General features: G+C 65.4%; 18 protein-coding genes. 8 read left to right on the top strand and 10 right to left on the bottom strand.

Translation table 11 applies throughout. From position 1 onward, the window contains the following. Positions 1-5 precede the first annotated feature (5 nt). A complete protein-coding gene (locus ACO06P_RS03805) occupies positions 6-1,523 on the top strand; it encodes a Ppx/GppA family phosphatase (RefSeq protein ID WP_420348679.1) in 1,518 nt (505 codons plus the stop codon). On the opposite strand, the gene ACO06P_RS03800 is transcribed toward ACO06P_RS03805, so the two are convergent. Together ACO06P_RS03800 and rnd are read right to left on the bottom strand one after the other, a co-directional pair. After that, positions 1,520-2,566 carry a M23 family metallopeptidase gene (locus tag ACO06P_RS03800; protein WP_420348678.1) on the bottom strand — a complete coding sequence of 349 codons (1,047 nt, stop codon included), beginning with the start codon at positions 2,564-2,566 and terminating at the stop codon, positions 1,520-1,522. The genes ACO06P_RS03805 and ACO06P_RS03800 overlap by 4 nt on opposite strands. Beyond that, positions 2,563-3,732, bottom strand: a complete 1,170-nt coding sequence (rnd, locus tag ACO06P_RS03795; protein ID WP_420348677.1) for a ribonuclease D — start codon at positions 3,730-3,732, stop codon at positions 2,563-2,565. The genes ACO06P_RS03800 and rnd overlap by 4 nt, the downstream gene beginning before the upstream one ends. A 190-nt stretch (positions 3,733-3,922) precedes the next feature. Here rnd and aspS point away from each other — a divergent pair, with 190 nt between their 5' ends. The 4 genes from aspS (at position 3,923) to ACO06P_RS03775 (ending at position 10,579) form a co-directional block, all read left to right on the top strand. Next, positions 3,923-5,701 carry an aspartate--tRNA ligase gene (aspS, locus tag ACO06P_RS03790; protein ID WP_420348676.1) on the top strand — a complete coding sequence of 593 codons (1,779 nt, stop codon included), beginning with the start codon at positions 3,923-3,925 and terminating at the stop codon, positions 5,699-5,701. 29 nt (positions 5,702-5,730) lie between these two features. Further along, a complete protein-coding gene (aguA, locus tag ACO06P_RS03785) occupies positions 5,731-6,753 on the top strand; it encodes an agmatine deiminase (RefSeq protein WP_420348675.1) in 1,023 nt (340 codons plus the stop codon). A gap of 329 nt (positions 6,754-7,082) precedes the next feature. Further along, positions 7,083-8,264, top strand: coding sequence for an ABC transporter substrate-binding protein (locus tag ACO06P_RS03780; protein WP_420348674.1), 1,182 nt, complete (start codon positions 7,083-7,085; stop codon positions 8,262-8,264). 209 nt (positions 8,265-8,473) lie between these two features. Further along, the gene (locus ACO06P_RS03775) at positions 8,474-10,579 is read left to right on the top strand and encodes a methyl-accepting chemotaxis protein (protein WP_420348673.1); all 2,106 of its coding nucleotides are present in this window, start codon (positions 8,474-8,476) and stop codon (positions 10,577-10,579) included. Between the two features lie 56 nt (positions 10,580-10,635). On the opposite strand, the gene ACO06P_RS03770 is transcribed toward ACO06P_RS03775, so the two are convergent. Next, on the bottom strand, positions 10,636-11,124 hold the full coding sequence (locus ACO06P_RS03770; RefSeq protein ID WP_420348672.1) for a DUF6505 family protein: 489 nt from the start codon (positions 11,122-11,124) through the stop codon (positions 10,636-10,638). Positions 11,125-11,203: 79 nt separating this feature from the next. Next, the gene (locus tag ACO06P_RS03765) at positions 11,204-11,890 is read right to left on the bottom strand and encodes a GGDEF domain-containing protein (protein ID WP_420348671.1); all 687 of its coding nucleotides are present in this window, start codon (positions 11,888-11,890) and stop codon (positions 11,204-11,206) included. Positions 11,891-12,198: 308 nt separating this feature from the next. Here ACO06P_RS03765 and ACO06P_RS03760 point away from each other — a divergent pair, with 308 nt between their 5' ends. Further along, entirely contained in the window at positions 12,199-13,014 is an 816-nt protein-coding gene (locus ACO06P_RS03760) for a cell envelope integrity EipB family protein (protein WP_420348670.1), read from the top strand. 48 nt (positions 13,015-13,062) lie between these two features. Here ACO06P_RS03760 and ACO06P_RS03755 read toward each other — a convergent pair whose 3' ends face one another. Then, positions 13,063-14,427, bottom strand: a complete 1,365-nt coding sequence (locus ACO06P_RS03755) for a DNA polymerase IV (RefSeq protein ID WP_420348669.1) — start codon at positions 14,425-14,427, stop codon at positions 13,063-13,065. A gap of 3 nt (positions 14,428-14,430) precedes the next feature. Then, positions 14,431-15,360, bottom strand: coding sequence for an ROK family protein (locus ACO06P_RS03750; protein WP_420348668.1), 930 nt, complete (start codon positions 15,358-15,360; stop codon positions 14,431-14,433). Positions 15,361-15,622: 262 nt separating this feature from the next. On the opposite strand from ACO06P_RS03750, the gene ACO06P_RS03745 reads away from it, so the two are divergent. Both ACO06P_RS03745 and ACO06P_RS03740 read left to right on the top strand, forming a co-directional pair. Then, entirely contained in the window at positions 15,623-15,988 is a 366-nt protein-coding gene (locus tag ACO06P_RS03745) for a response regulator (protein WP_299393115.1), read from the top strand. A gap of 22 nt (positions 15,989-16,010) precedes the next feature. Further along, positions 16,011-17,435: a PleD family two-component system response regulator gene (locus ACO06P_RS03740; RefSeq protein WP_420348667.1), complete on the top strand. Its 1,425-nt coding sequence runs from the start codon at positions 16,011-16,013 to the stop codon at positions 17,433-17,435. Between the two features lie 110 nt (positions 17,436-17,545). On the opposite strand, the gene rpmG is transcribed toward ACO06P_RS03740, so the two are convergent. The 4 genes from rpmG to topA form a co-directional block, all read right to left on the bottom strand. After that, positions 17,546-17,713: a 50S ribosomal protein L33 gene (gene rpmG, locus ACO06P_RS03735; RefSeq protein ID WP_299626760.1), complete on the bottom strand. Its 168-nt coding sequence runs from the start codon at positions 17,711-17,713 to the stop codon at positions 17,546-17,548. A gap of 121 nt (positions 17,714-17,834) precedes the next feature. Next, on the bottom strand, positions 17,835-19,451 hold the full coding sequence (locus tag ACO06P_RS03730; protein ID WP_420348666.1) for a S41 family peptidase: 1,617 nt from the start codon (positions 19,449-19,451) through the stop codon (positions 17,835-17,837). A gap of 166 nt (positions 19,452-19,617) precedes the next feature. Further along, positions 19,618-22,008 (bottom strand): ribonuclease R, encoded by a 2,391-nt coding sequence (rnr, locus tag ACO06P_RS03725; protein ID WP_420348665.1) that lies wholly within the window; start codon positions 22,006-22,008, stop codon positions 19,618-19,620. Positions 22,009-22,010: 2 nt separating this feature from the next. Then, positions 22,011-24,704 (bottom strand): type I DNA topoisomerase, encoded by a 2,694-nt coding sequence (topA, locus tag ACO06P_RS03720; RefSeq protein WP_420348664.1) that lies wholly within the window; start codon positions 24,702-24,704, stop codon positions 22,011-22,013. Positions 24,705-24,837 lie beyond the last annotated feature (133 nt).

Below are 24,837 nucleotides of genomic sequence, written 5' to 3'. Positions count from 1 at the left end.
GCTCCATGGATGTAGCTTCCCGCGCGACGCTCTCGAGGCTTCCGAAATCAGCGACGAAGGATCGGCGGATCGCGGTCATCGACATCGGCTCGAATTCGATCCGGCTGGTGGTCTTCGACGGCCTGAAGCGGGCGCCGGTCACTGTCTTCAATGAAAAGGTGCTCTGCGGGCTGGGCCGGGGGCTGCAAAGCAGCGGCCAGCTGAGCCCGGGGGGCGTCGAGTTGGCGGTCCCGAACCTCATCCGATTCACGGCGCTGGCCCACGCCATGGGCGTGGCGCGTGTCGATCTGATCGCAACGGCGGCCGTCCGCGATGCCCAGAACGGGCCCGACTTCGTCAAGACCATCGAACAGGCCTGCGGGCATTCGGTGACCGTGCTCAGCGGTGCCGAGGAGGCCCGGCTGTCGGCGCTCGGGGTTATTGCCGGCAATCCGCAGGCCGACGGCATCATGGGGGATCTCGGCGGCGGCAGCCTGGAACTGGTCGACGTCAAGAACGGCAAGATCGGTGCGGCGACGACCCTGGCGCTGGGGCCGCTGCGCCTGATGGAAAGCTGTGGCGACAACCGGCAGAAGGCGCGGGGGAAGATCGACGAAGCCCTGGAGGCCGTGGACTGGTTGAAGGCGGGGGAGGGGCGGTTCTTCTATCCCGTGGGAGGCGCCTGGCGCAATCTGGCGCGCCTGCACATAGAACAGAAGCGTCACCCGTTGCACGCCATCCACGGCCACACAATCACCAGCGACGAGGCGGTCAAGCTGGCGCGTCTGGTGAGCCGCCAGGGAAAGAGCTCGCTTTCCGGGATTGACTTCATCTCCCGGCGGCGGCGCGAAACCTTGCCGCTGGGATCGCTGGTCCTCGGGCGACTGCTGCGGAAGACGAGGTCGCAGGACGTGAGCTTCTCGACCTTCGGCCTGCGTGAAGGTTATCTCTTCGACCAGCTTTCCAAGCGCCATCAGGCTGAGGATCCGTTGCTTTCAGCAGCACGTGAGTTTGCCGAACGGGAAGGGCGCTTCGGCGGCCTCGGCGATGCACTGCTGCGCTGGAGCGATCCGCTCTTTCCAGACGAGGATACAGAGGAGCGGCGGCTGAGGGAGGCTGCCTGCCATCTCTCAGACTTTGCCTGGCGCGAGCATCCGGACTTCCGCGCAAGCCAGGCGATGCGGCGTGTTCTGCACTATCCGCTGGTGGCCATCGACCATCGGGGACGCAGCTTCCTGGCGTACACCGTCTTTCTGCGCTATGGCGGGGGAGCCGCTTCACGGGACAGCGAGGCTGCCACGATGCTGCTCAGCGAAAACTGGCGGACCCGGGCCAACCTGCTGGGCTCGGCCCTCAGGCTGGCCTTCCGCGTCTCCGGTGCAACCGGGGAGATTCTCGACCGCTGCCAGCTGCGTGTCGACGGCCGTGTGCTGGAACTGGTGCTGCCGAATGACGGGACCGTGCCCGACGGCGAGGCTGTACACCGCCGCCTGCGGGCGCTCGCCGCCATCGGCGGCTTCGACGATTGCCGGATCGTCGTTTAGCGAACGGCGACTGTCTTGCGCACCGCGAGAACTGTTTTCGCCCAGTCCGCGTTTGGGCGTTGAACCCTGTAAAACCCGACGTACTGACCGGGCTGCAGGTTCTCGCCTCTTTTTCGCAAGCCGAAGCTCACCGTCCAGACCGCCCTGTTTCTCTCAAGCACACGTTTGTTGTTGAAGAAGGTTCGCCCGTCCGGCCCGAGAATCATGAGCGTTTCCAGGTCACCCTCGCGGAGCCCCCAAGTTCCCGCCCAAAAAACGAGCACCCTCCCTTCAGTTGAGATTCCCGCGGGCGCATCGATGCCCGCCAGGATCTCCTGGTGGTCTGGTTGACGGTCAAGAAAGCCGGCGGAGAGGAGCCCTCCGGCGCGGTAGGGGATCTGCGCCTGCGCCGCGTCAGACCAGAGGCTTTGGCCCATCTCGCCGCAAGCCGCTGAAGGCTCCAGACCGGTGAAGGGATCGAGCAGCTTGTTCCGATGGGTGACGGCGAAGTGGACATGGGGGAACTCGCTGTTGCCGGAGAGACCAATGAGGCCCAGCCTGTCGCCTCGCTTGACGCGGTCCCCCTTCTTCACCGCCACGGTTCCCTTCATCAGGTGGGCGTAGGTGGTGACCCAGCCGCCGCCATGACTGATGGCGACCCAGTTGCCGTTCCTTTCCTCCCGCGTCTTTCCCGGCCCGGTCTCGCTCATGAGGATGTCGGGCTGGCCGTCGAAAGCGAAGATCACCTCTCCGTCGGCTGCGGCGATCACCGCAGTGCCCTCGCGCATCTCGATCTCTGTGGGAACGCGGAAGTCGATACCCCGGTGCCCGTCGTAGCTGAGGCTGCCGCAGGTGTGGTCCTTCCAGCCCTCGCCGCCGTCATAGTCGATGTAGTTCTGAATGCTGCAGAGCTCGCCCATCACGCAGTCGACCGGCAGCCCGAAGCCGCCGCCGGGGGGGCTGAGGCTCTCCGCCTTGGCGGCTTGAGGCGCAGCCAAGAACACGAGGCCGGCCAGAACTGCCAGGCCGGCCAGCCCTCGCAAGAGACGGCGCCCTGCGGTCAACCCGCTTCCTCGCGTTCTTTGAGGTTCACCAGACGCACCTTGTTGCCCCTGGCCGACAGGGCGACCGCTCCGCGCTTCAGCGCGAGGGCGTCGCGGCCGAAGATCTCGTAGCGCCAGCCTTTCAGGGCCATCACGTCAGCCTTGTCGCTGGCCGCGATCTGATCGAGGTCGGCAGAGTTGGCGATCAGCTTCTGTGCGACGTCATGCTCGTCACAGCGCAGCTTCAGAAGGACCTTGAGCAGGTCGATCAGCGGCCCGGCGCCGTTGGGGGCGGACCCCTTCGGTGGCGGTGTCGGCAGTTCGGTATCCGGCAGGGCCAGCGCGCGGCCGACGGCCTCCAGGATGGCCCGGCCGAGGCGGCCGCGGGCCATGTCCTTGCTGACGCCGCGGGAGCGGGCAAGCTCCGCATCGCTTGTCGGCCGGTGGGCGGCGATGTCAAAGAGCTGCTCGTCGCGGAGCACGCGCCCGCGCGGAACGTCGCGCTGCTGCGCCTCTTCCTCGCGCCAAGTCGCAAGCGCCCGCAGCACCGCAAGATAGCGGCGGTCGTTGGAGCGGGTCTTGAGCCGGCGCCAGGCATTCTCCGGCTCCAGCCGATAGGTTTCCGGCGAGGTCAGCACCGCCATCTCTTCCTCCAGCCAGGCGGCCCGGCCCGACTTGGCCAGGCGGGCGGCCAGCTTGCGGTAGATCTTGCGCAGATGCGTCACGTCGGCCAGCGCATAGTTCAGTTGGCGCTCGGCCAGGGGACGGCGCGACCAGTCCGTAAAGCGAGAGGACTTGTCCACATGCGCGCCGGTCATCTTGCGCACCAGGGTATCGTAGCCCACGGACTCCCCGAAGCCGCAGACCATGGCAGCCACCTGGGTGTCGAAGATCGGCGCCGGCAGACGCCCGGTCAGATGAAAGAAGATCTCCATGTCCTGGCGGGCCGAGTGAAGCACCTTGAGGATCTTCGGGTCATCGAACAGGGCCAGAAGCGGGGCGAGGTCGAGCTTGGGGGAGAGCGCATCGATGGCGGCCTCGTGGTCCGAACCCGCCACCTGGACGAGACAGAGTTTCGGCCAGTAGGTCGAATCGCGAAGGAATTCGGTATCGAGGGTGATGAAGTCGGCTTTGGCAAGGCGCCCGCAGAGGACTTCCAACTCCGCGGTTTCGGTAATCAGGCTCATGTCAGCGGTATACACGTTATCACTATGGGGTGGAAGCGCCGAGGCGGCGGCAGGCCAGGAAAGTAGGCGCCCACCCCCGGCCCGGCCCGGCGCCACCAGCGGCCGCCTGCAGACTTGACAAAGCGGCCAAATCCCGGCCTTTTGCGCGCTCATTGACTGCCCCGCCGACAAGATCCCAGGACCTTTTCCGATGCACCCCTATCGTAGTCATAGCTGTGGAGAACTGCGCGCGGCCCACGCCGGCGAGCGTGTAAGGCTTTCCGGATGGATTCATCGCAAACGCGATCACGGGCAGTTGCTTTTCGTCGACCTTCGCGACACCCACGGCATCACCCAGTGCGTGATCGATGTCAGCAGCCCCCTGTTTCAGGACCTGGAGCAAACCCGGGTCGAGAGCGTCATCACCGTGACCGGCCCGGTCGTCAAGCGAACGCCGGATACGGTTAACACGTCGGTCCCGACCGGCGAGGTGGAGATCCAGGTCGAGGAACTGGCGGTGCAGTCGCGTGCCGAGGTGTTGCCGCTGCAGGTCAATTCAGAGGAGGATGCCGGCGAGGAGACCCGCCTGCGCTACCGCTATCTCGATCTGCGCAGGGAAAAGATGCAGGCACGCATCAGGCTGCGCGGGGCGGTCATCGATTCCATCCGGCGGCGCATGGTGGAGCAGGGTTTCCAGGAGTTCCAGACGCCCATCCTGACCGCCAGCAGCCCTGAAGGCGCGCGTGACTATCTGGTTCCGAGCCGCCTGCACCCCGGCAAGTTCTATGCCCTGCCGCAGGCCCCGCAGATGTTCAAGCAGCTGCTGATGATCGCCGGCTTCGACCGCTACTTCCAGATCGCGCCCTGTTTCCGCGACGAGGACAGCCGCGCCGACCGCTCGCCCGGCGAGTTCTATCAGCTCGATCTGGAGATGAGCTTCGTCACCCAGGACGATGTCTTCGCCGCCCTGGAGCCGGTGCTGGGCGGTGTCTTCGAAGAGTTCAGCAACGGCCGGGCGGTCACGGCGCAGCCCTTTCCGCGCATCCCGTTTCGCGAGGCCATGCTGAAGTATGGTTCCGACAAGCCGGACCTGCGCAACCCGGTGGAGATCGCCGACGTGACCGAGGCTTTCCGCGGGTCCGGCTTCGGCATCTTCGCCAGGGCGGTCGAGGGCGGATCGGTGGTGCGGGCCATTCCCGCGCCGGGCGCAGCCGGCCGGCCGCGCAGCTTCTTCGACAAGCTGAACGACTGGGCCCGCAGCGAAGGCGCGGCCGGTCTGGGGTACATCATCTTTGCCGAGGACGGCAGCGCCAAGGGGCCGATTGCCAAGAACCTGGACCCTGAGCGCACGGCGCAGATCAAGGCCGGCGCAGGGCTTGGCGACGGCGATGCGGTGTTTTTCGCCTGCGACAAGGAGGGGGCGGCCGCCAAGCTGGCCGGTCAGGTCCGCAACCGGCTGGGCGACGAGCTGGACCTGCTTGAGAAGAACGCTTTCCGGTTCTGCTGGATCGTCGACTATCCGATGTTCGAACTGGACGAGGACAGCGGCAAGATCGAGTTCAGCCACAACCCCTTTTCCATGCCGCAGGGCGGGCTCGAGGCGCTGGACACCAACGAGCCACTGGAGGTTCTGGCCTATCAGTACGACATCGTCTGCAACGGCGTCGAGCTGTCCTCCGGGGCGATCCGGAACCACCTGCCTGAAGTGATGTACAAGGCCTTCGGCATCGCGGGGTACAGCCAGGAACAGGTCGATTCCGAGTTTGCTGGCATGATTTCCGCCCTGAAGTTCGGGGCGCCGCCGCATGGCGGCTCTGCTCCCGGCATCGACCGGATCGTGATGCTGCTGGCCGACGAGCCGAACATCCGCGAGGTGGTGGCCTTCCCCATGAACCAGCGGGCCGAAGACCTGATGATGCAGGCTCCGGCGCCGGTGAGCGCGCGCCAGCTGGCGGAGTTGCACATCAAGCTGGATCTGCCGCCCGAGTGATGCCGGGCTTGGCGCCGGGGGGAGGGGCCATGGCTGAACGGACTCCCGTCGAGGACGGCTTCTTCATGCCGGCCGAATGGGCCGCGCACGAGCGCTGCTGGATGGCCTGGCCCTGCCGTGGCAGCCTCTGGGAAGAGGGGCTCGACAAGGCGCGCGACGCCTATGCCGCCGTGGCCCGGGCGATCGCCGGTTTCGAGCCGATCACCATGCTGGCCAAGCCCGCGGAACTGGAAGATGCCCGCGCGCGCTGCGGCGTGGAGGTCGACTGCCTTGCCCTGCCGCTCGACGACTCCTGGATGCGCGACTTCGGGCCCAGCTTCCTGGTCGACGGCAAAGGCGGGCTGGCGGGCGTCGACTGGGGCTTCAACGCCTGGGGCAACAGGTTCCACCCCTACGACCAGGATGCCCTGGTCGCCGAGCGGATTCTGGCGCAGCTCGGCGTGGCGCGGTACCGGGCGCCCCTGGTTCTGGAGGGCGGCTCGATCCACGTCGACGGTGAGGGGACGCTGCTGACCAGCGAGGAGTGCCTGCTGCACCCCAACCGCAATCCGGATCTGGACCGGTCGGCCATCGAGGATCTGCTGCGCCGCTACCTCGGCATCGAAGCTGTGGTCTGGCTGGGCCAGGGCCTGGACAGGGACGACACCGACGGCCACGTCGACAACATCGCCTGCTTCCTGCGCCCCGGTGTCGTCATGGCTGTGACCTGCGACGACCCGGCCGACCCGAACCACGCGATCCTGCGGGACAACCTGGCCCGGCTTGCCAAAGCGAGGGACGCCAAGGGGCGGGCGCTGGAGGTCGTCGAACTGCCGCTGCCCCGCGAGGCCCGCTACCTGGACGGCCAACGGCTGTCGCTGTCCTATGTAAACTACTACATCGCCAACGGTGGCGTGGTGATGCCGTCCTTCGGCGACCCGCAGGACCCGGTTGCCCGGGAGATCGTCGCGGGGAGCTTTCCCGACCGGCAGGTGGTTCAGGTGCCGGCCAGCGACATCCTGGTCGGCGGTGGCGGCATCCACTGCATCACCCAGCAGCAACCGCTGCCGTAACGCCGACGGGCTTCGTTCCCATAGGCGCAAACCGATGAACCGGGAGCGCGTTTCGATCCCAGGGCAGATAAGCAATCATCGGTAGGCGTGCATTCCTTCGCAGCGGTTCCCTTTGGCCGGGCTTCTCCTTCTCGCCGGCCATCAAGAATTCGTTAAGCAAACATCTTGCGTACTTTAGATTGATCAAGTTGACTCGCTATTTGCTGTATTAACGGATACTTCACTTGCATTCCCTATAGCCCCCCTAAGCTTGCAGTTGCCCTTGGGTTTTGTTCCGAGAGCTTCAAAGCCGAGCACAAACGTAATGATTAGAAGGGATCTTGGGGATCATGGGAAATCTTCACCTGAAGCGTGCGCTGCTGCCGGCCGTTGTTTTTGCCATGGCGGCCACCACAACGATGGCGGCAAACGCCGAGGTCGGTGTTACCGACACCACCATAACCTTTGGCCAGTCTGCCGCGCTTGACGGCCCGGCGGCCGCACTCGGCACCGGCATGCGCGAGGGTATTCTGGCGGCCTTCGCCGAGGCCAACCGCAATGGCGGCGTCGCCGGCCGTCAACTCGAACTCAAGAGCTACGATGACGGCTACGAGCCGGAGCGGGCCATCAGCAACGTCCAGAACCTGATCAACCAGGACCAGGTCTTCGGTCTGATCGGTGCTGTCGGCACGCCCACCTCCAAGGCCACCCAGCCGATCGCGACCGACGCCGGCGTGCCTTTTGTGGGCCCGTTCACCGGCGCCGGCTTCCTGCGCGACCCGGCGCTGGACAACGTCATCAACGTCCGCGGCACCTACGGTCAGGAGACCGAGGCCTGGATCAAGCATCTGACCGAGGATCTGGGGTACGACCGTATCGCCATCCTCTATCAGGACGACTCCTTCGGCCGCGTCGGTCTTGCCGGCGTGAACAAGGCGCTTGAGAAGCGTGGCCTGTCGCTGGTCGCCGAGGGCACCTACAAGCGCAACACGACCGCCGTGAAGTCCGCCCTGCTGGCGATCCGCAAGGCCAAGCCGCAGGCGGTGGTCATGGTTGGCGCCTACAAGCCGATCGCCGAATTCATCAAGCTTGCCCGCAAGACCAAGCTGTCGGCGACCTTCGTCAACATCTCCTTCGTCGGCTCCAAGGCGCTGGCCCAGGAACTCGGCAAGGACGGCGACGGCGTCGTGATCACCCAGGTCGTGCCGTTCCCCTGGGATGCCTCGATCCCGCTGGTCAAGCAGTACCAGGCTGCGATGAAGGCGCATGACCCCAGCGCCGAGCCCGGCTTCGTCTCCCTGGAGGGCTACATGGTCGGCCGCATCGCCATCATGGCCCTGGAAAATGCCGGTGGGGAACTGACCCGGCAATCCTTCCTGCAGGCCGTTGCCAAAACCGGCAGCTTTGATCTGGGCGGCGTTACGCTGACCTATGGCCCCGGCGACAACCAGGGCATGGACGAGGTCTTCCTCTCCATCATCCAGTCTGACGGCACCTTCAAGGCGGTCGAACGCCTCGGCGGCGCCAGCTAACTGGAACAGTTGCAAAGGGGCGCCCCTTCCGGGCGCCCCTTTCTACCGCAAGCCCATGCGGGCTCTTCGGTTGCAGCATTGGGGTTAGTGTGATGGGCAATCCAAAAACCAAGGAGGCGAAGCCCTCCCCGGCGGCGAAGCAGGCTGCCGAACCGTCTGGGAAGGCCGGGAAGGCCGGGAAGCCGGGTCGCAGAGGCCTTCAGCAACGCATGAGCGGCATCCGCGCACGACTGTTCAGCGCTTTCGGCGCTGTGGCCTTTCTGACCGTTGCCGCCAGCGCGGTGGCGCTGATCGCCTTCTCGAACGTGGGAGAGGTCTTCTACCAGGTCACCAGCCGCAGCGTGCCGGCGATGACCGAGGCGCTGAGGCTGTCCTCCATCAGCGCGGCCCTCTCCGCCGAGGCGCCGGCCCTGGTTGCCGCTAGGGATGATGCGCAGCGCGCGGAACGCAAAGCGGTGCTTGCGGAGATGAGCACCGCGATGAACGCCAACCTGACAGCCCTGCGCGCACGTCTCGGCCAGTCGGAACAGCTGGAAGCAATCGAGGCGATGACAGGAGAGGCAACGGCCAACCTGCAATTGCTGGACGAGGCTGTCGGTGAAATGCTTGCGGCCCGCGCCGCACGGGAAACGAAAGTCGAAGAGATCACCAGCGTTCATGCGGACATCCTGTCGATCACCGTGCCGCTGGTCGACGACGTCAACTTCGAGCTGGTCATCCAGGCCGATGATGCATCGCTGATCGGCGGCGAGGCCGTGACGGAGCTGTTTGACAGCGGCGTGACCTCTCTGCGCGCCGTCCTCCAGGTCGAGGCCCAGTCGAACCTACTGGACGGCATCCTGCGCGACGCCGCCAACACCAACGATGCCAGCCGGTTGGAGCCCCTCAAGGAGCGCTTCGATACGGCCGTGGCGACCTTGAGCGAAAGCCTTGGGCTGATCCCCGAAGGCGAGCAGGCCGAAACTCTCGGTTTCCTGATCGGCAGTCTTGTCGCCCTCGGGGCGGACGAAGTGAACATCTTCACCCTGCGCAAGGCCGAACTCGAAGCGGCCGACTATGCCGAGGACGTGCTGAACGACAGCCGTCAACTGACACAGCAGCTGGCCACGCAGGTCGACGCCCTGGTGGCGCAGGCGGCTGATGAATTGAACGAGGGTACCAACTCTTCTGAGAGCGCCATTTCGCAAGGCCAGCTCTGGCTGGCCGTCATTGCGGTGGTAAGCCTCGGTTTCGCCCTGGCGATCGCCTGGCTTTATGTCGGTCGAAATCTGGTCGCCCGCCTCTCCGCGGTCGTGGCGGCGATGCGTGAGATCGCGGGCGGCAACCTGAAGGCGCAGCTTGCGGTCAAGGGTAATGACGAGATCGCCGAGATGGCGACGACCCTGATGGTCTTCCGCGACGGCCTGGCCGAGGTCGAAAAGGCAAACACCAAGATCGAGGAAGAACGCGCGGCGGCGGCGATGGAGCGGCAGGCAGCCATGATGGCACTGGCCGACGGCTTCGAGGCCTCCGTGTTGGGGGTCGTCGAGTCGGTTTCCGCGGCTTCGGGCGAGATGCAGAGTTCATCGAAGGGCATGGCCGAACGGGCGGACAACGCGAAGGTGCAGGCCGATGCGGCTGCCGGCGCGGCCGAGCAGGCCGCCGGCAACGTGCAGACGGTCGCCAGCGCCGCCGAGGAACTCGCTGCCTCCATCGAGGAGATCGGGCGTCAGGTCAACCAGTCGTCCAAGATCGCGGCGCAGGCCGTCGACCGGGGCCAGAAGACGAACGAGCAGGTCGAAGGCCTGGCCCAGGCCGCGCAGAAGATCGGCGAGGTCGTCAAGCTGATCACCGACATCGCCGAGCAGACGAATCTGCTGGCCCTCAATGCCACGATCGAGGCGGCACGGGCCGGCGAAGCCGGGAAGGGCTTCGCGGTCGTCGCCAGTGAGGTCAAGGGTCTGGCGACCCAGACGGCAAAGGCCACCGAAGACATCGCGGAGCAGGTCAATGACATCCAGGCGGCCACCCGGGTCGCGGTGGATGCGATCAAGGAAATCACCACGACGATCTCCGAGATCGACAAGATCGGCACGACGATCGCGTCGGCGGTGGAAGAGCAGTCGGCGGCGACCAAGGAGATTTCCCGCAATGTGCAGGAGGCTGCCAACGGCGCCCAGAAGGCGGGCAGCAACATCTCCGGCGTGCATCAGGCCATCGGCGAGACCGGCGAGTCCGCACAGCGGATCCTCGGCGCTTCCGGCAAGCTGGCCGAACAGGCGGGCGAGCTGAAGTCCCAGGTGGGCCAGTTCCTGGAAAAGGTGCGCAGCGCCTGATCCACAGAGCTTGCGGGCGGCGGCGTCCATCGACGGTGCCGCCCCGTGGGCGCAGTCTAACCGCTGCCGTTTTCGTCGTCGGTTATCGTCCAGATTCGGGCGTGATCTTTGGCCCGCTGCGGCTGGACCACGCGAACCCGCTCCGTGATGCCCGCCTCTGTCATTTCCCGCTCGATTGCCAGCAGGCTGCCGAGCTTGTGGTCACAGAGACCGGCCGTATCTTCCAGCTCCGCCCGCGCCGCCAGAAGCGCTTCGGGAAGCCCGGGGGCGCCGTACTGCGTGACCAGATGCCGGCCCAACTGTTCCACGAGGCGGAAGAACCCCGCCTCGTCGATCTCAGCCACCTCAACCAGGGTCGTGAAGCCGAAGCTCTCTATGCCCAGCCAGGCCGAGCCGAACGCAAGGCGCAGCTTGTTATCGACGCTCTCGGCCGGCAGGTCGGCAAAGACAAAGGTGCCGGGAATAGCCCACTCGCCCGGCGGGCAAGCCTTGGGAAAGACCTGGGGATCGGACTGATCGAGGCGGATCGCACGGGGCAGGCGCATGCTGCCAGCCTATAGCATCGCATCGGGCATTGGGAAAAGACCCGGTTGACACCTGCCTGCACTGCAATGCGGACGGGCGTCAGCCTCCGCTGGAGACAAGCTGAGGGCGTTTGTTGCGGTAGAGATCCTGATCGGCAAGGAAGATGAGGGTTTCGGGCTGGCTGCGACGGTCGTAGTTGGCCATGCCGAAGCTTGCGGAGACGGACAGGAGAGTGTCCTGCCAGGGCACGCTCAGTCCATTGATCAGCCTGGACAGCTTGCGCGCAAGGAATTCGCTCTCTGTGATCGACGTATGGGTCATGATCACCGCGAACTCGTCTCCGCCGACCCGGGCCACATAGTCGCTTTCGCGGGTCGAACGCCTCAGGGCCTTTGCGACCGTGCGCAGCATGGCATCGCCGGCCTGATGGCCGTAGGTGTCGTTGACCGCCTTGAAATGATTCAGATCGCACAGCAGCAGCAGACCTTTTTCGTCCATCCGGCGGGCGCGGGCGAGAGCCCGGGAGAGCTCGGTCTCGAACCCGCGGCGGTTCAGCAGGGTGGTCAACTCGTCGGTCACCGAGAGCGATTCAAGGAAGCGGATGCGGGCGCGCTGCAGCGCGATGGACTGTTCCGCCGCCGCCGCCGCTTCGAGCAGATCGTCCAGCAGCCTCAGGCCACCCGGTCCGAGCGCGTCCGGAGAATCGTTGGCAATGCGCCGCAGGCGGTCCGCCACCGAGCAGAGCTGCGGCAGGCTGTCCTGCGCGATCAGGTTCTCGAACCTCATCCCATCCAAAAGATCTGGAATCATCCCGTTGTCCACCCACTTTAGTCCCCGTCCCAAGGGTATCGATGCAAGGCTGATGCCACAGTAATATTTATAAAAATCAATTAGTTATGACTATTTTCCGGCTGTACGAAAGGAGGAATCTGCCGCCCGCGCGGCAGATTTTGCCGCCGCCGCGAGCCGCTGGCCGGCTTCTTCGATCCCTGCGCAATTGGGCCGAAGGGCTTGATGTTTAAGAGATATGCAAGCACTTAGAGCTAATGACGGACAGCACCGCGGGCGCGGCCCAAGCCGCAGGGGAACTGATCATGCGTTTACCGAAGTGGGGTGCCTTGGCGATCCTGGCTTTGTGCTGGGGGCTGCCGGCATCCGCTGCGGCCGACACGGCCGGCGTCGACCTCGTCCCCCACCGGGCGAGCTATGCCTTGAGCCTGGGCGATGCGAGCAGTGCCAGCCCGGTGGTGCAGGCACAGGGTCGCTTCGACTTCGAGTGGGCGGATGCCTGCGACGGTTGGACCGTGGTCCAGCGCTTCCGCGTCAATCTGATTTACGACGACGGTTTTGTGGCTGACTTCGGATGGAGCCTGTCGTCCTGGGAGTCCAAGGACGGCAAGAGGTATCGTTTTTTCATTCGCCGGTTTGGTGCCGGTGGCGAGACCGAGCGCGTCCGCGGAGAGGCAACCTTGAACGACGACGGTTCAGGGCGGGCGGTATTCACCGAGCCGGAGGAACGTGAGATCGTGCTTCCGGACGGGACCCTGTTTCCGACCCAGCACACGATCGAAGTTCTGGCCAAGGCGCAGGAGACCATGGTGCCGCATTGGCGGCTGGTCTTCGACGGCTCTGGAGAGGAAGGGCTGTTCGGGGTTTCGGCTGCGCTGTCACGCCGCCTGCCGCCAGGAAGCGGAACCGGCATTGCCAGCCCGCTGCTGTCGAAGGTGCCCTCCTGGCGCATGACCCTTGCGTTCTACGGCGCCGACGAGTCGAATGCCGAGCCGGAGCAGGAGCAGGGACTGCGCCTCTTCGCGAACGGTATCGTCGACGAGATGCGTCTGAACTACGGCGACTTCGTGCTCGACGCCGACCTCAGCGCCGTCGAGCCTTTGCCGGTGCCCGACTGCTGATCGCGGGCCGCTGACATCCGGCTGTCGCCACTCAACCGCTGACCGGCTTCAGGGTTTGCGCGCCTGCGGCCCGCGGCCGGCGCCCCGCTTCGACCCATCCTTGTCGCCGCCGCGCAGGTCGCCGCTGGGATCGGCGCTCAGGCCGCGACCCTTGATAATCGACTCGTCCCCCAGCTTGCTGCGAACCTGATCCATCACCAGTTCGACTTTGACGCGCTTGTTGCGTTCGGGGTCGAGCAGGTCCGGCAGGTCGGCGTCGTCGTCTGCAACCAGATCGGCGGCGCCGACACCGATCAGCCGAAAGGCGCGCCCATCGGCCTCGTGACGCAAGAGCGGCTCCGCCGTGCGATAGATTTCCTCGGCCATCTGGGTTGGCGTCGGCAGGCGGCGCGAACGGGAAACCAGCTTGAACTCCGCGGTCTTCAGCTTCAGGTGAACGGATCCGCCAGCCAGCGCGGCGCGCTTCAGACGTTTGGCCACCTTTTCGCAAAGCGGCCAAAGCTGCGCCGCAAGCCGTTCGGCGGAGGCGATGTCCGTGTTGAAGGTCGTCTCCGAAGAGATGCTCTTCGTTACGCCCTCGGGACTGACCCGGCGCCCGTCCTCGGCGCGCGCGAAATGGTAAAGGCGGCTGCCGATGCTGCCGTAGCGGGCGATGAGTGCGTTTTCCTCGTAGGGCAGAAGGTGGCGCACCTTGGTAACTCCGTCGCGGGCCAGTGCGGCCCTGAGCGACTTGCCGACCCCCCAGATGATGCTGACGGGTTGCTCCGCCAGGAATGCGCGTGCCTCGCCACGGCCGATCACCGCGAAGCCCCTCGGCTTGTCCAGGTCGGATGCGATCTTGGCGAGAAACTTGTTGAAGGAGAGGCCAATGGACGCCGTCAGCCCGAGGTCGTCTTCGATACTCTTGACGAGGCGCGCCAGGCTGCGCGCCGGCCAGCCATGGTGCAACACCTCCGTCCCGCTCAGGTCGAGGAAAGCCTCGTCGATCGAGAGCGGCTCCACCAGAGGCGTGAGCGCACGCATGCGTTCGCGGATATCCTTTCCCAGGGTGCTGTACTTCGCCATGTCCGGGCGAATGACAACCGCGTCGGGGCAGGCCTTCAGCGCCTTGAACATCGGCATGGCCGAGTGCACCCCGTACATCCGGGCGACATAGCAGGCTGCCGAAACCACGCCGCGGCGGCCGCCGCCGACGATCACCGGCTTGTCCCGCAGTTCCGGCCGGTCGCGCTTTTCCACGCTTGCATAGAAGGCATCGCAGTCGATGTGGGCGATCGACAGGCTGTCGAGTTCCGCGTGGCGGATCAGCCGCGGGCTTTCACAGCTGGGGCAGCGGCCGTTTGTCTCCAGGTCCGGCGCCGGCGCGTCCCGCGCACCAAACTGCTGCAGGCAATCTCGACAAACGGCCGGCACCGCTCAGCCCGCTTCTCGCGCCGGAAGGGGCTGGCCCTCTGCCGGCCAGAGATGCGCGGCCCCGAACACGCCGCTCGAATCGCCGTGAACCGCCCTGACAACCGGGGTAGTGATCTCGTCGGAGAACACATAGCGCGGCAGCAGCGCGGGGACGTTCGAATAGAGCCGTTCGATGTTGGAGACGCCGCCGCCGAGCACGATGACGTCCGGGTCCAGAAGGTTGATGACCGGGGCCAGGGCCCGCGCCAGGCGGTCCTCGTAGCGTTCCAGCGCCGCATTGGCGGCCTGGCCGCCGCGTTCTGCCTGTTCCGCGATCTCCGCGGCGGTCGCTTTCGTTCCCGTCGCCGCCTCGAAGTCGCGGGCCAGCCCGGGTCCCGACAGGAACGTTTCAACGCAACCCTGCAGTCCGCAGTAGCAGGGCGGCCCCGGCAGCTCGTCTTGCTGTGGCCAGGGCAGGGACATGTGGCCCCATTCGCCGGCGATGGCGTTCCGTCCGACATGGGGGCGCCCGTTGATGGCGATGCCTCCGCCCACGCCGGTACCGAGGATCACGCCGAACACGATGCCGGCGCCGGCAGCCGCGCCGTTGGTGGCCTCCGAGACGGTCAGGCAGTTGGCGTCGTTGGTAATGCGCAGTGGCCGGCCGAGACGCGCGGTGAGATCCTTGTCGAGCGGTTTTCCCAACAGCCAAGTTGAGTTGCAATTCTTGACTAAACCATTGGCTGCAGAAAAGGCGCCGGGGATGCCGATGCCAACGGTTCCGCGCGCGCCGACCTCGCGCTCGACGTCGTCGATCAGATCGGCGATGGCTGCGATGGTCGCGGCGTAGTCTTCCCGCGGCGTGGGAACGCGGCGGCGTACCAAAGTGGCGCCATTTCGGTCGATTGCGACGGCTTCGATTTTCGTGCCGCCAAGATCAACGCCGATCTGCATGAATTTCCTACCTATTTTGCCTCTTGGTGAACGTGGCACCAGAACGTAGTGTAGGCAAAACTTACCAAAAATTAACTTTATCGTTCTATCACTGTGGTGAAGCTGGTGTCGGGGCGCGGCAGGGGGACTGCGGTAATTCCACCGGACTTTGAGATGGTTTCGTCGGTGCCGTCATTCCCGAGGACAGTGCCATCTATCCAGAATGCCACGGGGCAGGGCAAACAGCATGATGAATGGAACAAACAGCGTTGCGAGCGAGGGCATGGCGAAGACTGTGCTGATTGTGGAAGACAACGAACTGAATATGAAGCTCTTCCATGACCTCCTCGAGGCGCATGGCTACAACATTCTGCAGACCAAGGACGGGATGGAAGCGCTGCGCCTGGCGCGCGAGCACCGGCCCGACCTGATCCTGATGGACATCCAGCTTCCCGAGGTGTCCGGCCTGGAAGTGACGAAGTGGATCAAGGAAGACGACAACCTGAAAGCCATTCCGGTTGTCGCCGTGACCGCCTTTGCCATGAAAGGCGACGAGGAGAAGATCCGCGAGGGTGGCTGCGAGGCCTACATCGCCAAGCCGATCTCGGTCACGAACTTCCTGGAGACTGTCGAGCGGTTCCTGAACTAGCCGCGACAGGGCACGGCCGACGATGACCGCGCGAATCCTGGTTGTTGATGACATTCCCGCCAATGTGAAGCTCCTTGAAGTCAAGCTTTCGGCTGAGTACTTCGAGGTTCTGACCGCTTCGGATGGACACCAGGCCATCGAGATGGCGCGCAACGAGGCGCCGGACCTGATCCTCAGCGATGTGATGATGCCGGGGATGGATGGCTTCGAGCTTTGCGAGAAGCTGAAGGCCGATCCGGCGACAAGTCACATTCCCCTGGTCATGGTGACGGCGCTCAGCGACGTTTCCGACCGTGTGCGCGGGCTCGAAGCGGGCGCCGACGACTTTCTCACCAAGCCGGTCAACGACATCGCTCTCTTCGCCCGGGTAAGGTCTCTGGCGCGGCTGAAGCTGATGACGGACGAGCTGCGGGTGCGACAGGCGGCCAGCGGCAATGGCGAGATGCTGTCGGAAAATGACGTTGAGGTCGATGGCCGTATCCGCGACGCCCGCGTGCTGCTGGCCGATGCCAGCGATACCCTTGCCGCCAAGGTGGCCGACTACCTGGGCGAGGACGGGCACCGGACGGACCATGTCCGGACGGCATCCGAGGCCCTCAACGCAACACAAGGCACGGCTTACGATCTGCTGATCGTCAGTCTGCATCTGGGCCAGGAAGACGGCCTGCGGCTTTGTTCGCAGTTCCGCTCCCAGGAGGATACCCGTCACGTTCCGGTCCTCCTGCTTCTGGACGAAGAGGATCTGCCGCGCCTGCCAAAGGGGCTCGAGATCGGCGTTACCGACTATGTCATCAAGCCGATCGACCGCAACGAACTGCGCGCGCGTACGCGCACCCAGATCCGCCGCCGGCGCTACCACGACAAGCTGAGCGATATGCTGCGCAGCTCCGTCGCGCTGGCCTATACGGACACGCTGACCGGTGTCTATAACCGGCGCTACATGAACGCCCATCTCGACCGCAAGATCATCGAGATCGCGGAGACCGTGAAGCCTGTCTCGCTGCTGATGTTCGATCTCGATCACTTCAAGAGCGTGAACGACACTTATGGACACACTTCCGGCGATGAGGTGCTGCGCGAGCTGGCCGAGCGGGTCGCCGACGGCGTGCGGGACATCGATCTCGTCTGCCGCTACGGCGGCGAAGAGTTCGTGATCGTCATGCCCGATGCGGACATCGACGTGGCCGTCAACGTGGCGGAGCGGGTGCGCGGCCTGGTCGCCGGCGAGGCATTCGAGGTTTCAGGCAGCAACGCGCCGTTGGACGTGACCATTTCAATCGGCGTTGCGACGACCCGCGATCCCACGGAAACGCCGGAGATGCTCATCTCACGGGCCGACGAAGCCCTCTACGCGGCCAAGGCCGGGGGGCGGAATTGCGTACGCTCCGCAGAGCTGGAGCGGCGCGCCCAGCGTTCCCCCTCCGCCACTGCCGCCGGTGCCGATTAGGTCGAACGGTCGACCGCAAGCCAAAGAACAGATCCCGGAAACGCAAAACGGCCGCGTCAGGGCGGCCGCTCAGCGCTGCTTGATCCATGGCCGCCAAGGGCGGCCGAGGATCACTTCATCTTGGATTCCTTGAAGATCACGTGCTTGCGCGCGACGGGATCGTACTTCCGGAATTCAAGCTTCTCGGTCATGGTGCGCGGGTTCTTCTTGGCCACGTAGAAGTAGCCGGTGTCCGCGGTGCTCACCATCTTGATCAGTTGCGTGGCTGGCTTGGCCATGTCCGCCGTCCTTTAAACCTGAACTCGACACCCAAACGTGTCGGGGAGTGCGGGGAAAATACTGGTCTGGCGCGGTCTGTCAAGCGGTCCCGGGCCAGACAGACATGAGACTTTCGTCCTATCAGCCGCCGGAAGCTTTGACGAGGCTGTTGTTTCTGAGTGCGGTGTCCGGGGCGCTCTCGAAGACCCGCGCGAAGAGGGCAGGGTCCTCCAGAAGCTGGGTCGCCACCTCGAGGTCCAGCTCGGCCAACTCCTCCCGCGAGGGGCAGTTGGACCGCAGGTTTTCGACCGCCTGATCGTCGTTGAGGTCGATTTCCTGGAGCCGCAGGCTGCGGTCCAGCGGCATGGCGCCGCTGTCGATCAGCGTCATCACGTCGTCCAGGTCGGTGACTTCGCCGGAGGTGCAGATGTCCGGCAGAACGCCGCGGCGGTGCAGGGCATAGCCGGAGGGTGCATGAAAGCGGGCCCAGGTCAGAGTCAGTTCACCCTGGTTGGGCAGCTGTTCGATCCTCTGGACGGTTCCCTTGCCGAACGACGTGCTTCCGACGACCACCGCGCGGCCCGAGTCCTGCAGCGCGGCGGCGACGATTTCAGCCGCCGAGGCGGAACCGCCGTCGACCAGGACGACCATCGGCACCCGCGCGATCAGGTCGCCGCGGCCGGCGCTGAAGTATTGATGGCTGTCGGGATGACGGCCGTGCGTGGCAACGATCCGGCTGTCGCTGACGAAGAGGTCGGAGACTTCGACCGCCTGATCGAGGAAGCCGCCAGGATTGCCGCGAAGATCGAGGATGAGGCCCTTCAGATCTTCGCCGAACTCGTTCTCGATCTGCTTGACCTTCTGCTTCAGGCTATCCGTCGTCCGCTTGTTGAAGCTGGAGAGGCGGATGTAGGCCAGGTCGCCTTCGCGCCGATAGGACACGGTCTGCGGCACGATGTGGGCGCGCTTTACGACGAACTGCAGCGCCGTCTCGGAGGCACTGCGGTCGATCGTGAGGTTGACCGCCGATCGGACCGGTCCGCGCAGGCGGCGAACGACCTGGCGCTGGGAAAGCCCTTCCACCGGGGCGCCGTCGATTGCGGTGATCACGTCGTCGGTGGCAAGGCCGGCGTCCTCGGCCGGTGTGCCCTCCATAACGGAGAGGACCAGGACGCCTTCCTCGATCAGACGGATTCTGATGCCGATCCCGCCGAAGCCGTCACGGCTGGCGCGGTTCTCACGCGCCGCCTCGCGCCCCGCATAGCGGGAGAAGCTGTCCAGCTGGCTCAACACCCCGTCGAAGACCGCCTCGTAGAGCTGCTCCGGATCGGCCCCGTCCAGGTCATCGGAGTGGTAGCGGCTGGCGCTGATGGCGGCAGCCGTCAAGGCGCCCCAGGCTTTGGCGTCGTCAGGTCCGGGCGCCGGGTAGCTGGCCATCGAGGTGCCGTCGATGCTGACCTTCACCAGATCGCCGTCCCGGGCCACGCCAATCGCCGGGTCGATGCTGGCCAAGCTGCCCATGCCGGCGATCGCCAGCTGGGAAATCGAGACTTCCTCAATAAAGATGTCCGAAACGTAGCCGTAGCCGGTGCTGAAAAGGTGCCCGGCCCGGGCCTCGTCATAGCCGACCGGCGGGGCCGAGTCCTGCGAGGCGCAGGCGACCATGAGGAATGCGAAGCACAAGGGCCCGGCGCGCCGCAGCAGGCCGCGGAACTCAAACACGTTCAGTTCGATGGTCTTGATTGACCCAAACCTCATTGCCACCCTTAGCAACCCCCGATGCGCCCCTTGGTCGGAACAATAAACGAAGTCGTTAACTCTACGCAAAGCGCAAATCCGTTGATCCAGGCAGATTCAACACTTTGCGTTTGTTAGTAAGCACCGCGTAGCGTCAAAGATTCGTTAACGCCAAGGTAATAATTCTCTACCGACCCTTTCGCTTTTTCCGCGTCCGCCCTTTGGCGGCCGGCGCTGCTTTCCGCCCCGGCTTGGCAGGGTTTCTCTTTCTGCCCGGCTTTTGTGGCAATTTTCGGGCCTTGGCGGGCCGGCCCTGGGCGTCGTCCAGAGGGTTCCAATTCTTACGAGAGTTCTCCAGAGATTTACCCGTTTCGGTTGATTCGTCCTCCGGCTCCGCCAGGGAGAGGATGAGACCGCCGGTGACGGGATCGGATTCGAGCAGACGGACCCGCACCCGGTCGCCGAGCCGGTAGACCCGGCCCCAGCGCTCGCCCTCCAGACTGTGGCGCGCTTCGACGTGGCGGTAGAAGTCGTCGGGCAAAGTGCTGATGGGAACCAGGCCATCGGCGCCGCTCTCGTCAAGGGTGATGAAGAGCCCGAAGCGCGTGACGCCGTTGATCCGTCCATCGAAGTCCGCCCCGACCCGGTCCTGGAGGAAGGCCGCGGTGAAGCGGTCGACCGCATCGCGCTCGGCGGCGGCGGCCTGGCGCTCCGTGGTGCTGATGTGGGAGGCGGCCTCGTCAAAGCGGCCTTCCGCGTCCGGCGGCAGCCCGTCCTTGCCGAGCCCCAGAGCCGCGATGAGCGCTCTGTGCACCAGAAGGTCGGCGTAGCGCCGGATGGGCGAAGTGAAGTGGGCGTAGTGGGTGAGGGCCAGGCCGAAGTGGCCGATGTTCTCGGGGCTGTAGATCGCCTGGCTCTGGGCCCGCAGAATGAGGTCGTTGACGAGGCCGGATTCGGCTTGCCCCGCAACCTTGACCAGAAGCTGTGTGAGCATGCGCGGACGCACGACCTGGCTGGCGTTCAGGCGCAGGCCCAGCCCGCGCAGCACCTCGGCCAGAGCCTTGAGGCGCACCGGGTCGGGCTTGTCGTGAACCCGGTACATGCAAAGCTGGCCAAGCCGTTCCAATTCCCGCGCCGCGGCCACGTTGGCGGCGATCATGAATTCTTCGATCAGGCGGTGGCTGTCGAGGCGTTCGCGCGCTTCGATGGCGACGACCCTCCCGTCCTCGGCAAGGCGCACCTTGCGCTCCGGCAGGTCGAGTTCAAGGGTGCCGCGTTTCTCCCGCGCCTTGATGAGAGCAGCGAAGGCGCCATAGAGCGGCGGCAGCACCTGGGCCAAGACCGCCTCGTTGTCTCCTTGACCGTGCGGAGCCGGCCCGCCGTCATGGGCGGCCTGCACCTCCTCGTAGGTGAGCCGCGCGGCCGAGCGCATCAGCCCGCGCAGGAAGCGCTGGCGCAGCAGGCGGCCCTCGGCGTCGATCCAAAGATGGACCGCCATGCAGGGCCGGTCCTCTTTCGGGTTGAGGGAGCACCAGCCGTTGGAGAGCGCAGCGGGCAGCATCGGCAGGACGCGGTCGGGAAAGTAGACCGAATTGCCGCGCGCATAGGCCGAGCGGTCGAGCGGGCTGCCAGGCCGCACATAGTGGGCGACATCGGCGATGGCGACCAGCAGGTGCCAGCCGCCCGCGTTCCCGGGGTCGCTATCGGGCTCTGCGAAGACCGCGTCGTCGAAATCCCTGGCATCGGCACCGTCAATGGTCACCAGAGGACGGGCGCGCAGGTCCTCGCGCTTCCCGAGTTCTGCAGGGCCAGCGGCCTCCGCCTCGGCGACGGCCTCCTCCGGGAACTCGCTGATCAGGCCGTGTTCATGCAGTGTGATGAGGCTGAGCGCCTTCGGATCGTCGCCGCGCCCGAGACGCTGGACGACGCGGACGGAGCGCAGGCCCAGGCGCGGGCCGCGCCGGCGCTCCGGCAGGATTTCGGCCAGCACGAGTTCCCCCGGCCGGGCCTCGCCGGCATTCTCGGAGGACAGGATGAAATCCCGTTTGGCGCGCCGATCGGTCGGGCGCAGGCGCCCGCCTTCGTCGCCCCGCTCATAGAGGCCCAGCACCCTGCGCTGCGGACGATCGAGCTTGCGGATGACCTGGGCCTCGTAGCTCTGATCGCTGGTCTTCTTGAGACGGGCAAGCACCCTTTCGCCGATCGCAAGGGCCGAACGGCTGCCTCGCGGCGGCGCCAGATAAATGGTGGGTGGCGGTGCCTCGTCTTCCCAGACGGCGGGTCGGGCACGCAGCTCGCCGTCTTCGTCGAGCTCGCTCACTTCGATCACCATTACCGAGGGCAGGTGTCCCGGCGTCGCGTGGCGGCGTCCGACCTGGCGCTCGAGCAGGCCGTCGGCCTGCAGTTCCTTCAGAAGCGCTTTGAGGCGAATGCGGTCGTTGCCCTTGATGCGAAACGCCCGGGCGATCTCGCGCTTGCCGACCGGCTCCGCGCTGTCCTTAATGAAGGTGAGGACCTGTTCCTTGGTGGGGAAGGGGGCGGAGCGGGCCTTGGCGGCCGGTTCCTTCTTGCGCGGCAACGTCAGTCGGCGACCGTCGAGGGAACGGCTTTCGCCTTCTTCGCCGGTGCTTTCTTGGCAGATGCTTTCTTTGCCGTCTTTTTCTTTGCGCTCTTCTTGGCTGCCGGCTTCTTTTTCGCGGCGGCCTTTTTCTTGGCTGCCGGTTTCTTCGCGGCCTTCTTCTCGGCCTGAGCCGCGAGCAACGGCAGGGCCTGCTCCAGCGTAATCGTTTCCGGATCGACATCGCCCGGGATCGAGGCGTAGAGACGCAGGTGCTTCACGTAAGGCCCGAAACGGCCTTTGCCCTGGGTCACCGGCTTGCCGTCATCGGGATGATCGCCCAGCGGGCGGCCCGCCGCCGCGCCGCGCTTCGGCGCTTCGGCGATCAGGGCGACGGCCCGATTGAGCCCGATGGTCAGCACGTCGTCGCCTTCGGTAAGCGAACGGTAGGTCGACCCGTGCTTCACATAGGGGCCGTAGCGCCCGATGCCGGCGGTGATCGTCTTGCCGTCTTCGGGATGGCTGCCCACCTCGCGCGGCAGGGCAAGCAGGGCCAGTGCCTTGGCAAGATCGACCTCTGCCGGGGAGAGCCCCTTGGGCAGGGACGCCCGCTTGGGCTTGGTGTCGCCTTCCGGCTCGCCGACCTGGAGATAGATGCCAAAGGGCCCTTTGCGCAGGGTGACGGTCTTGCCGCTTTCCGGGTCTTCGCCGATCGGCTTGGGGTTGGTCAGATCGACACCGTCGGTGTCGTCCCCCTCGCCGGGCACGGCCAGAGCCCGCGTGAAGCGGCATTCAGGGTAGTTGGAGCAGCCGACGAAGCCGCCGGTGCGGCTGAAGCGCAGGCCCAGCCGCCCGTCGCCGCAGGAAGGGCAGGCACGCGGGTTCTTGTCCGGGTTCTTCGGGTCGTGGGGAAAGAAGTGCGGCCCAAGATCTTCGTCCAGGGCGTCGATGACCTGCGTGATGGAAAGGCCGCTGGCCCCCTCGACCGAGGTGCTGAAGGCCGACCAGAAGTCCCTCAGGACGAGGCGCCAATCGATGCGGCCGCCGGAGATGTCGTCGAGCTTCTCTTCCATCTCGGCGGTGAAGTTGTACTGCACGTAGCGTTCGAAGAAGCTGGCGAGGAAGGCGACAACCAGGCGGCCGCGGTCTTCCGGCACGAAGCGGCGGCGGTCGAGCTGCACGTAGTCGCGGTCCTGCAGCACCTGGAGGATCGAGGCGTAGGTCGAGGGCCGCCCGATGCCCAGCTCTTCCATCTTCTTCACGAGGCTGGCCTCGGTGTAGCGCGGGGGCGGCTGGGTGAAGTGCTGTTCGGGGCGGACTTCCTGGCGGGTCAGGGCCTCGCCTTCGCTCAGCTTGGGCAGGCGGCGGTCGCCCGGCTTGTCGGACTCGCCATTGGGTCCATTCGCCTCGCCGTCGCGGTCGTCCCTGCTTTCCTGATAGAGCGTCAGGAAGCCGTCGAAGGTGACGATGGAGCCGGTCGCCCGCAGCTGGGCGACGCCGCCGTCGGCCTTGATGTCGACAGCGACCTGGTCGAGTTCGGCCGAGGCCATCTGGCTGGCCACCGTGCGGCGCCAGATGAGATCGTAAAGCTTGCGGCCGTCGTCATCGAGAAAGGCCGCGATGTCCTTGGGCCGGCGGAAGAGATCCGTCGGACGGATGGCTTCGTGCGCTTCCTGGGCGTTCTTGGCTTTCGACTTGTACTGACGCGGACCCTCCGGCAGGTAGGGATCGCCGTAGTCCGTCGAGATCAGCGAGCGTGTGGACGACAGGGCCTCGTCGGCCATCTGCACCCCATCGGTCCGCATATAGGTAATGAGGCCGACCGTTTCGCCGCCGAGGTCGAGGCCCTCGTAGAGCTTCTGGGCGACGCGCATGGTGCGCGTGGCGCCGAAGCCCAGCTTGCGCGAAGCCTCCTGCTGGAGGGTGGAGGTGGTGAAGGGCGGGTAGGGGTTGCGCTTCGTCTGCTTGCGCTCGACCTGGGACACCGCAATCTGCGTTGCCGCCTCCAGCTTTGCCGTCGCCGCTTTGGCCGCGGCCTCGTTGCCGAGGTCGAACTTGTCGAGCTTGGTACCGTCGAGGTGGGTGAGCCTGGCGGTAAAGCCGGCACCTGCGCTGTTCAGCAGCGAAACCTCGATGGACCAGTATTCCTGAGGGCGGAAGACCTCGATCTCGGCTTCGCGCTCACAGATCAGGCGCAGGGCCACGGACTGCACGCGTCCGGCAGAGCGGCTGCCGGGAAGCTTGCGCCAGAGCACCGGCGACAGGGTGAAGCCGACCAGATAGTCCAAGGCGCGGCGCGCCATGTAGGCGTCGATCAGTTCGCGGTTCAGGCTGCGAGGATGGTCGAAGGCCTCGGCAATCGCCTTCTTCGTGATTTCGTTGAAGACCACGCGCTCGACATCGACGCCGTCGAGCACCTGACGGCGCTTCAGTTCCTCGACGATGTGCCAGGAAATCGCCTCGCCCTCGCGGTCCGGGTCGGTCGCGAGATAGAGGTGCTTGCTTTGCTTCACCGCATCGGCGATTTCCTTCAGGCGTTTTTCGCCCCGGTCGTCGACCTGCCAGCTCATGGAGAAGTCCTCGTCGGGCCGCACCGAGCCGTCTTTTGCCGGCAGGTCGCGGACGTGGCCATAGCTGGCAAGGACCTGAAAGTCCTTGCCCAGGTACTTATTGATGGTTTTCGCCTTGGCGGGCGATTCAACGACGACGACGTTCATGCGCTGGGATGATTCGCTCAGTTCCTTACGATCTCGCTAAAGCTGTGCCTTTCCAGGCTTTCTGCGACCCCTGCCACAGATGTGTCGCAGCGGGCCCCCGGTCAATACCAAGTCAATGCTCGGTCAATGGGAC

It is taken from the genome of Pelagibius sp., from assembly GCF_965227505.1.
Taxonomy (GTDB): domain Bacteria; phylum Pseudomonadota; class Alphaproteobacteria; order Kiloniellales; family Kiloniellaceae; genus Pelagibius.
This window is presented reverse-complemented; position numbering and strand designations above follow the sequence as displayed.